Genomic DNA, 10,151 nt, shown 5'->3' on the forward strand with positions numbered 1-10,151 from the left:
ATGAAAATAAAAACCAAAATTACGCTCGGACTAATCTCCCTTTTTCTGGCTATTTTACTCACAGGAGGATTAGGCGTTTGGTATTTACAACAGCTTTCAGCCGATGCAAAAAATATCTTGCGAGATAATTATGAAACTTTAGAATATACAAAAAAAATGCTCGAAAGCATCGAAAAGAGGATGAGCAAAAACGATCAATTTGAACAAAACCTATTTGCTCAAGAAAATAACATTTCGGAAGTAGGAGAACGTGATGTAACCCAACAGCTTCGCAATGAGTTCAATTTGTATAAAAAAGACAGTTCATCAATACATATTGCCACAATGCGACAAAATATCTTTCAAATCATGGATTTGAATATGAATGCCATTGTTCGCAAAAACCAAATTGCCTCTCGAACGGCCGACAAAGCTATTACACTCCTCTCGTTTGTATTGGCTTCAGTACTTTTGTTTACTTTTTCCTTCATTTTTAATTTTCCTAATTATATCGCCGAACCGATTAGCGAGCTAACCAAGGGTATCAAGCAAATTGCCAATAAAAACTATGACCAACGTTTACATTTTAAATCAAATGATGAATTTGGAATTTTGGCGACCGCATTCAATAAAATGGCACAAGAACTCGATAATTACGAACACAGTAATTTGGCAAAACTACTTTTTGAAAAACGGCGAATTGAAACAATCATCAACAATATGAATGATGCGATTATTGGCCTTGATGAGCGAAAAAATATTTTATTTATCAATCAAATTGCGGTTCAACTTTTAGGCGTGAAAGAAGAGGAAATTATCAACAAATATGCCCCAGATATAGCGTTAGACAACGATTTACTAAGAAATTTACTTCAAAAAGAAAATATATCAAACCCCATTAAAATCTTTGCTAATCAAAAAGAAAGTTATTTCACGAAGGATATTTTGGAAGTAAAAAATACAGAGAATGAGACGAGTGGAACAGTAATAACATTAAAAAATATCACCAAATTTCAAGAATTAGATTTGGAGAAAACAAATTTTATTGCAACTATTTCGCATGAATTGAAGATGCCAATTTCGACAATAAAAGCCTCTTTAAAATTATTAGAGGATGACAAAATTGGAAAAACAAACAACGTTCAAAAAGAACTTATCAATCATTTAAAAGCAGATTCTGACCTTTTATTAAAGATAACAAACGAACTTTCAAATTCGGCCCAAATAGTGGCTGAAAACTAAGAATTTGTGTGCAAAAAACTACTTTTTCTCTTTCTTACCAAACAATGAAAAATGCACATATCGCTTAGGATTTGCTTTCATATCTGACATCAACAGAGCGATATTTGCGGCAGTTCTATCTAAATTTACATAAAGCGAATCATCTTTTGCCAATTTACCAAGGGTACCTTTTCCTTGGTTAATTTCTTTGATAACACCCTGTAAACCAGCTATTGAGTTATTCAACTGCGACACTGTTTGCCCCAAACGCATGGCGTTGAGCGAATCAGTAAAAGTGCTTGTTTTTTGAAGAATTGGCTTGATTTGAGCATCAAGATTATTTGATAATGAATTGAGATTAGCAGTCAATACAGCGGCATTACCAATAATTTCTGAGAGATTTTTAGAGTTTGCAGCTACAATTCCGTTTACGCCAGCTGTGGTTTGAGTAGCACTTGCCATCAATGCTTTGAGAGCTAAGGCAGTTTGGTCGAATTGTTTAATGATAGCAGTTGTAGTAACCATCAACGAATCTACATTTCTTAATGTTGGCGTAAGTTTGTCAGTCACCGAGCCAAGCATTCCTTTTTCTATCGAACTTTCTAAGATACCTTCGTCTTTCAAGTCTTTACCCACACTAATTAGGAGTTTTATCATTTTACCTCCCAAAAGCCCATTATCTGCCAAAACTGCAATAGTTTTATCGCTGATTTTAATTTGCCTTTTAATAGCGAGCATCACCCTAACACGATTTTTGTCTTGTTCTGGTTCAACTACTACTACTCGTCCAACTGTTACGCCATTATACATCACAGGATTTGAGGTTTGCAACCCTTCGGCATTTTGGTAGAAAGTATAATATTCATTCTCAGTTCTGAAAACGTCTAATCCTTTCAAAAAATTAAAACCAAGATAAAAAATTGCGAAAGCAATGATACCCAATAAGCCAACTTTTACTTCTTTTTTCATAACCCCAATCTCCTAAAAGAGAATTTTACATTTTTCTTACAAAAATACTGTAAAGCCATATATAAACCAACTTAAATTTCTTTCTGAATAGTTTCCTTTTTAGGGGTTTGACGTTTTCTCTTTCTCTTCTTTATACGCTTTTACAGCTTTAAATATTGCTTCTGCCAATTTATCTTGTCCTTTTTCAGTTCCCAAAATCTTTTTGTCCGCAGCATTGGTCAAATAACCGGTCTCTACATAAATACCAGGCATGGCAGTTTGCCACAATACCTGAAACCCTGCTTGCTTTACGCCCCTACTTTTATGACCTACTTTTGGAAATTGTTTTTCGACCATACTCGCCAGCTTCAAACTTTCTTTCATAAAAGCATTTTGATAGTTTGCCAGCATAATATTTGCCATCGGAGAACTTAGGTCATATCCTTTATAATTTTTCTTGTAATTATCTTCCATCAAAATTACCTCATTTTCTCGCATAGATAGTTCGAGATTTTCTTCGGTTTTGTGAAGACCCATTACATAAGTTTCCGAGCCACTCAATTTTGATGAATAAGGATTTGCATTGACATGAATACAAATAAACAAATCGGCTTTATTGCGGTTGGCAATAGCTGCTCGTTCGTGCAATGGAATAAAAACATCGGTCTTACGAGTATAAATTACTTTCACGCTGGGAAGCTGCTCTTGTAACTTTTTACCTAACTTCAAGGTAACACTCAAAGCAATATCTTTTTCTTGCAATTTGCTATGATGCGTACCTGGGTCTTTGCCCCCGTGCCCAGCATCTATCACAATAGTTTTGATTTTGCCGCTTTGAGCATGAGCAATTTCAAGCGTAATGATTATAAAAAACAGGACTTTAAGAATTTTTAACATGATTTTCTGGGCAAACGTTCTTCACTTCCATATAATAAGCTAATTTTGTGCCATTACTTGTCGTTAGTTCAATAGATTTTAAAAAATGAACTACGAAATTAATATTTAGGGCTTAAAATTAAGCTTTTACGTAAATAATTAATAAAGATAAAAAACGATTTTTTTACAAAGATACGGCTTTTGAAACAACTGAAAAAATATATATCTATTGCACAAATTTTTAAAATCCTTCATATTGAGAAGGATTGGGCAACAATCACAGTCGTAGGACTTTCCCTCCTACTCTTTTCGTTCAATGCCTCTGCTCAATTTCCAACTGGTGGGCGGCTACCCAATTTTGGAAACAATACGCAAAGCCCACCTTCTACTAATAAAACAGCGACACGAGTTGTTGGCAATAAATTATTTGAAGAAAAAAAAGATACAACTCGGGTGATGATTCCTGATTCGTTAAGAAGCAAAGGAAGTGGTTTGGAATCTACTGTAAATTATGTAGCCGAAGATTCGACGGTAATGGATATAACAGGACAAATTATCAATTTGTATGGAAAGGCAAAAGTTACGTATGGTGATATTGAATTAGTGGCAGATTACATAAAAATTGATTGGGGGAAAAGTGAAATTTTTGCTCATGGCTCAGCAGATACTACAAAAGCAGGAGAGAAAGTAAAGGGTAAACCTATTTTTAGCCAAAGTGGCGATAAATATAATACCGACACGATTCGGTATAATTTTAAATCTCGAAAAGCTATCATTAAGAATATCGTAACTCAACAAGGCGAGGGCTTTGTAACAGGCGAAAAAGTAAAGAAAGATGCTAACGACGATTTGTATTTGGTTGATGCTAAATATACTACTTGTAATCTTAAAGAACCTCATTTTCATATTTCTGCACGAAAAATCAAATTAGTCAATAAAAAACAAATCATTTCTGGCCCTTTTAATTTAGTTTTGAGTGGTATTCCACTGCCAATTGGTTTACCGTTTGGTTTTTTTCCGATTCCAAAAAAGAAAGAAGCCGGAACCTCGGGCATACTTATTGGCACTTACGGCGAAGATGCCAATCAAAGAGGATTTTATCTGCAAAACTTTGGTTATTATTTTGCCATTAATGAAAAAATTGGACTCACACTTACCTCACAACTCTACTCAAAAGGAAGTTGGGGACTTGGAGTTCAGTCTACTTATTCGAAGCGATATAAATATTCTGGTAGTTTAAACTTACAATTTAATTATAATAAATTAAAACCTGAAGTTGTTTCTCCCGAAGACAAAAACTCTTATGTAACCAAAGATTTTAATTTGAGTTGGTCGCACTCGCCTGCCAATAAACGTCCCGACCGCAGTTTTTCTTCTTCAGTTAATTTAAGAAGTAATGGTTTTAATAAAAACAATGTCAATACAGTTGATAGAAACAATTATTTGAGCAGCACATCCAATTCTTCCATACAATTTGGGCGAACTTTTGCACAGAAACTTGTCACAAGTTCGGGCATCAATGTTTCTCAAAACTTTTCAACGGGGCAAGTAGATGCTTCGCTCAATTATAGTTTAGGCTTGAATCAATTTAATCCTTTTGTACCTGAAAAAAAGCAAATCGGGAGATGGTATGAATCGTTTAGGGTTGGTTTGAATGTAAGTGGAGGTTTGCAAGCAACCAATACCAAAGTAAATAGTATTACCAGCTATTCGGAATACAAAATTATACGCCAAAACAATGACGGTTCTTATTCATCCATCGAAGCAAAACCGCTAACAAATGAGGAGATAAAACTGCGAGATGCCAACCCGCTAACCTTGACAATAGAAGAGCGGATTGTTCAAAAAGCGTTGCAAGAAAGATTAAGTAATGTGCGAAAACTGAATAGTTTGACCGCCTTAAACGACGTGCTGAAAGACGGACAGTTTCAAACTACTTATTCAATTCCTATTTCATTACCCAACTTCAAAATCGCTCGATATATCAACTTCACACCAAGTATTTCGCTTAGAGGCGATATTGCTACAAAAAGATTGAATTATGAATACATAGAAAGTGAAAATGCAGTAAAAATTGATACTGTAAGTGGTTTTTTTCCAACTTATCAAACCTCGGTTTCGGGAAGTATGAATACCCGTGTTTATGGCACATATCAATTTAAGGGCAAAGGCCGCCTACAAGCCATTCGTCATACGATGGCACCTTCGTTAAGTTTGAGTTATGCCCCTGATTTTACAAAAAGTCTTTTTCAATATAATGTTATTCGTGTTGATAAAAGTACCGATGCCAGCGGCAAAGTTTCGTATGATACTTTACGAAAACTTTTGCCAAGATATCCAACTTTAGGAGCTTCGGCTGGGGCATCGGGCAATGTGAGTTTCAATTTGACAAATCAGCTTGAAGCAAAAGTTCGCTCAAAATCTGACACTGCCGCAAAGGCTTTTGAAAAGATTTCTTTACTCGATAATTTAAGTTTAGGCACAAGTTACAACCTTTTGGCATTAGGCGATTCGATGAATTTATCGAATATCAATTTGGGTGCTAACACCAATCTTTTCAAGAATCTAATCAATCTTAATTTTGGTGCAACACTCGACCCTTATTTTTATCAAGAAGAAAGTACAGACGCATTGAGATTGCAAAATCCTGCTGGGCGTATCAGACGTTTTTATAAAATACAGGAAGTAAAAGGATTTGCAGGATTGGCTACGCTTCGTTCAGCAAATATTTCTATTTCTACTCGATTATCTCCCGAAACGTTTAATAAAGACAAACCAAAGCCTAAAAGCAATACAAATGCTGACCCAACATTAGAAGCCATGAAGAAATTTGTAGCGTCAAATCCAGAACTTTATGTAGATTTTACAATTCCTTGGACTTTGAGTTTCGGCTATAATCTTAATTATAACAAGCAGGGTTTGGCTAAAGCTCAAGTTACACAAGCAATTACATTACAGGGCGATTTGAGCCTTACACCAAAATGGAAAGTTGGCTTTAATACTGGTTGGGATTTGCAATTAAAGGCTCCAACTTTGACTAATATTACGCTTCACCGTGAGCTACATTGTTGGGATATGGCTTTCAATTGGACACCAATTTCGGGTTATTCGGCAAATAGTAGTTATTCATTTACGTTGAATGTAAGAAGTGCTTTATTGCAGGAATTGAAAGTAAGTCGCCGCCGTCAGTATTATGGTAGTGGTGGATTTTAGAGAAATGATGTTCGATGTTAGGAAATAGTTTTTTGAGTATTTAAAATCCCCAACATCTGTCCTCTAACATCGAACATCGTTTGTTTTACAACTCAAACGTAGCTAATTTTCTAAATTCTTCTACACGAGTTGCTATTTCGGTTTGAGTTAAATTTTGAATACGCTCTGTTCCAAACTTTTCTACACAAAACGAAGCCATTGCCGAACCATAAACGATAGCACGCTTCATATTATCAAAACTCAAATCGTCAGTTTTAGCTAAATGCGATATGAAACCTCCTGCAAATGTATCGCCAGCACCCGTTGGATCGAATACTTCTTCTAAAGGCAAAGCTGGGCAAAAGAAAATATCATCGCCTTGAAATAACAACGCACCGTGTTCGCCTTTTTTGATAATCAATGTTTTTGGACCCATTGCCATAATCGTTTTGGCAGCACGACGCAACGAATAATCTCCCGAAAGCATACGAGCTTCTTCGTCATTGATAGTTACGCAATCAACTTTTTTCAATAATGCTTTCAAATCATCTAAAGCAATATCAATCCAAAGGTTCATGGTATCGAGCATGACAAATTTCGGGCGTTTAGCCATGCGGTCTAAAACCAAATTTTGAATCGCAGGGGCAGTATTTCCCAACATCAAAAACTCACAATCTTGGTAAGAAGCAGGGATTTTCGGATCGAAATTTTCCATTACATTCAACTGCACATCAACCGTATCACGGCTATTCATGTCGTTGTGGTAACGTCCGTGCCAAAAGAATGATTTTTCACCTTTTCTGATTTCTAAACCATCAACATTTACGCCATGACTCACCAATGTATCAATCATTTCTTGGGGAAAATCTTCACCAACAACTGCCACAAGATTATTTTCTTTAACAAAATATGAGGCAGTGAGCGTAATAAAAGTGGCGGCTCCACCAATAATTTTATCTGTTTTGCCAAAAGGTGTTTCCAATTTATCGAAGGCAACTGAACCAACTGTAAGTAACGACATAGATAATTTACCTCTATAAGAGGATTTTTTTAGTGAAAAATATCTCTATTTTGCAAAGTTAGCAAATTTTTTATCTTTTTTAAGCGACTTAGAAGTGTTTTTTTTAGATAGGCGGACAACGCTTAAATTCTTTTGTTCTATCGAATAAATAGCGATAAGTGATATAAGTTTTGTACTTTTTTGCTCCTAAGGCTTGTGTAACTTTCAACATTTTTGGATTGAAGTCTGCAATCCAATTCAATTCTAAAGTTTCATACTGATAATTGGGTGTCCAACAAGCCTTTGAAAACGATAAAGCCACAGCCGCTTCTATTCCTCTACCCTGATATTCGGGAATTACGCCGAAAATCACCCCACGGGCTTTTTTATTGGTTTTCATCAAAGTATGATAAATCCACTTGAGTTTTCCAATCCAATTCAATTTTCCATTGATATGTTTAATAATTTGATTCAACTCAGGAATCATGATAAAAAAAGCAATTGGTTGCTCATTATGATAGCCAAACCACATCAATTCTTCTTCCAGAATTGGCTTCATGGTTTGCATAATCGCCTCGGCACGCTCGGACGTCATTTCGCCTGCTGCCATGTTTTTTGCCCAAGCTTTATTATAAATGATGCGAAAATCTTCGGCAAATTTAGGTAGATTTTTCTTGCTCACATGGCGAAAATCATAGCCTGGGGTATTATAAATTCTATTAGCAATCTCGAACAAGGCAGGACGAACTATTTTACGAACTTCTACTTCGGGAATAGGCAACAGAAAAGTGTATTGCTGAAAATAATCTTTGAAACCGTAATTCTCAAAAAAATCTCGGTAATAATTGTGGTGATATTGCATTCCCCAAGTTGGCTCGGCATCGTAAGGGTCAACCAATAAACCCCACCAATTATCTCGCTCGCCAAAATTCACTGGGCCTTCCATTGCTTCCATGCCCCGTTCTTGTAGCCACGCCTTACATTTATCGAACATCGCAAACGCAACTTCCTGATTATCAATACATTCAAAGAAACCCATGCCGCCAGTTGGCTGCTCATTTCCGTGCGTGGCGGTATTAGCATTGACAAAAGCAGCCACTCGTGCAATGGTTTTTCCTGACTCATCTTGTGCTAACCAACGCACACAGTCGCCCCCATCAAAAAGTGGATTTTTGGTGCGGTCAAAAATTTTTTCGATGTCGTTATCGAGCGGACGAATCCAGTATTTATTGCCTTTATAGATGCTTGAAGGAAATTCTAAAAATGCCTTTTGTAGTTTTCTATTTTCGCCAATTTCAATGATTTGCATAAGTTTCTATACTTAATTTTATTGCAAAGATAGTTTTTTGAGTTCTGAATTCTAAGTGCTGAGTGTTGAGTTTTTCGATTCTGATGAAATCTCTCCTACTAATCCTTTTTACCGAAAGATAAATAAAGTTTTGATTGTTTGGTTTGGGGTTTTGAAATTTGGAAATTGCGATTGTTAAATTTAACAATACGAAAAATACGACTCAGTTCGGCTGAATATAAATTCAGTCGGTGCGTCAGCCGTTCTTAGAACGGCTTTTAAAAATAAAACTTACTTTCACCTCAGTTCGACTGAGTTTAAATTCAATCATTAAAAAAATGCGAATATTATTTACAGGTGGCTCAGGAAAAGCAGGAAAGCACGTAATTCCGTACCTTCTCGAACAAGGACATCAAGTGCTAAACGTTGATCTAACGCCTTTGAATCACCCAGGGGTAGATAATCTGATAGCTGATATAACGGATTCTGGGCAAATGTTTAATGCCATGAGTTCATACACGGGCTTGCATGAATTGGAAGCGGGCAATGGCGTACCAAAATTTGATGCTGTTGTGCATTTTGCCGCCGTACCCCGAATCTTAATTAAACCTGATAACGAAACTTTTCGGGTCAATACTATTGGCACTTACAATGTGATTGAAGCGGCGGTTAAATTGGGCATTAAGAAAATTATCATTGCTTCGTCGGAGACTACCTACGGAATTTGTTTTTCGGATGGACAAACTGACCCAAAAGTCTTGCCACTTGAAGAAGATTATGACGTTGACCCGATGGATAGCTACGGATTATCGAAGGTTGTCAACGAAAAAACGGCACGGAGTTTCCAACGACGCTCAGGCTTTGATATTTATGCCCTGCGTATCGGAAATGTGATTGAACCGCACGAATACGCTGAACTGTTTCCACATTATTTTAAAAACCCTGAAGTGCGACGCAGAAATGCTTTCTGTTATATAGATGCACGTGATTTGGGGCAAATAGTAGATTTATGTTTGAAAAAAGACGATTTGGGCTACCAGGTTTTCAATGCTGGCAATGACCACAATGGTGCCATTATTCCGAGCAAAGAATTGGCCGAAAAGTTCTTTCCAAATGTGCCAATTACTCGTGAATTAGAGGAACATGAAGCATTGTTTTCAAATCGAAAAATTCGTGAAGTGCTGGGATTTAAAGAACAACATAATTGGAAAAAATACGTAAAATAAGGCTGACAATTCTCCACCTCTTCCTTCAATTTATTTAAAAAGTCTGCTGAAACCTTTTCCCTCAGTGTCTCTTTCACGAGATACTGAGGAAACAAAAAATTCCTGACAATCTCATTTAAAAATATCTACTACTCTTTCATCACATTTTTGGGTACTTCTACAACATTTTTAAATTTTGTGTAATTTTAAAGCATAGTTTTGGTGAAAAATTATGAAAAAGCTATCTATCAAATTGCAGAAACAATGAAAACACATGATGAACGCATGGCCGAAATGACATTCGCTTCGGTATATCCGCTGTATCTCGCCAAAGTAGAGAAGAAAGGAAGAACAAAAGAAGAATTGCATCAAGTAATTAAGTGGCTTACTGGTTTCGATAACCAAAAACTACAAGCCCAAATTGATGCTAAATCATCTTTTG

General features: G+C 36.2%; 8 protein-coding genes. 4 read left to right on the forward strand and 4 right to left on the reverse strand.

Annotation, left to right across the window (positions count from 1 at the left end; translation table 11 throughout):
- Positions 1 to 1,221, forward strand: a complete 1,221-nt coding sequence (locus ACH2CJ_RS18165; protein WP_394994922.1) for a HAMP domain-containing protein — start codon at positions 1 to 3, stop codon at positions 1,219 to 1,221.
- Positions 1,222 to 1,239: 18 nt separating this feature from the next.
- Here the strand turns inward: ACH2CJ_RS18165 and ACH2CJ_RS18170 are convergent, their stop codons facing one another.
- Together ACH2CJ_RS18170 and ACH2CJ_RS18175 are read right to left on the reverse strand one after the other, a co-directional pair.
- Entirely contained in the window at positions 1,240 to 2,169 is a 930-nt protein-coding gene (locus tag ACH2CJ_RS18170) for an MlaD family protein (protein WP_394994925.1), read from the reverse strand.
- Positions 2,170 to 2,268: 99 nt separating this feature from the next.
- Entirely contained in the window at positions 2,269 to 3,045 is a 777-nt protein-coding gene (locus ACH2CJ_RS18175) for an N-acetylmuramoyl-L-alanine amidase (RefSeq protein ID WP_394994928.1), read from the reverse strand.
- A 180-nt stretch (positions 3,046 to 3,225) separates the two neighbouring features.
- Here ACH2CJ_RS18175 and ACH2CJ_RS18180 point away from each other — a divergent pair, with 180 nt between their 5' ends.
- On the forward strand, positions 3,226 to 6,237 hold the full coding sequence (locus ACH2CJ_RS18180) for a putative LPS assembly protein LptD (RefSeq protein WP_394994931.1): 3,012 nt from the start codon (positions 3,226 to 3,228) through the stop codon (positions 6,235 to 6,237).
- An 85-nt stretch (positions 6,238 to 6,322) separates the two neighbouring features.
- On the opposite strand, the gene ACH2CJ_RS18185 is transcribed toward ACH2CJ_RS18180, so the two are convergent.
- Together ACH2CJ_RS18185 and ACH2CJ_RS18190 are read right to left on the reverse strand one after the other, a co-directional pair.
- Complete coding sequence (locus ACH2CJ_RS18185; protein ID WP_394994934.1) at positions 6,323 to 7,237, reverse strand: PfkB family carbohydrate kinase; 915 nt, start codon at positions 7,235 to 7,237, stop codon at positions 6,323 to 6,325.
- Between the two features lie 103 nt (positions 7,238 to 7,340).
- Positions 7,341 to 8,525, reverse strand: a complete 1,185-nt coding sequence (locus tag ACH2CJ_RS18190) for a hypothetical protein (RefSeq protein ID WP_394994937.1) — start codon at positions 8,523 to 8,525, stop codon at positions 7,341 to 7,343.
- A gap of 317 nt (positions 8,526 to 8,842) precedes the next feature.
- Here ACH2CJ_RS18190 and ACH2CJ_RS18195 point away from each other — a divergent pair, with 317 nt between their 5' ends.
- Both ACH2CJ_RS18195 and ACH2CJ_RS18200 read left to right on the forward strand, forming a co-directional pair.
- Positions 8,843 to 9,730, forward strand: coding sequence for an NAD-dependent epimerase/dehydratase family protein (locus ACH2CJ_RS18195; protein ID WP_394994940.1), 888 nt, complete (start codon positions 8,843 to 8,845; stop codon positions 9,728 to 9,730).
- A 243-nt stretch (positions 9,731 to 9,973) separates the two neighbouring features.
- Positions 9,974 to 10,151 (forward strand): DUF2200 family protein (locus tag ACH2CJ_RS18200; protein ID WP_394994945.1); only part of this gene is annotated, 178 nt, incomplete at its 3' end.

The sequence above is a fragment of the Emticicia sp. genome (assembly GCF_043780375.1).
Classification (GTDB): domain Bacteria; phylum Bacteroidota; class Bacteroidia; order Cytophagales; family Spirosomataceae; genus Emticicia.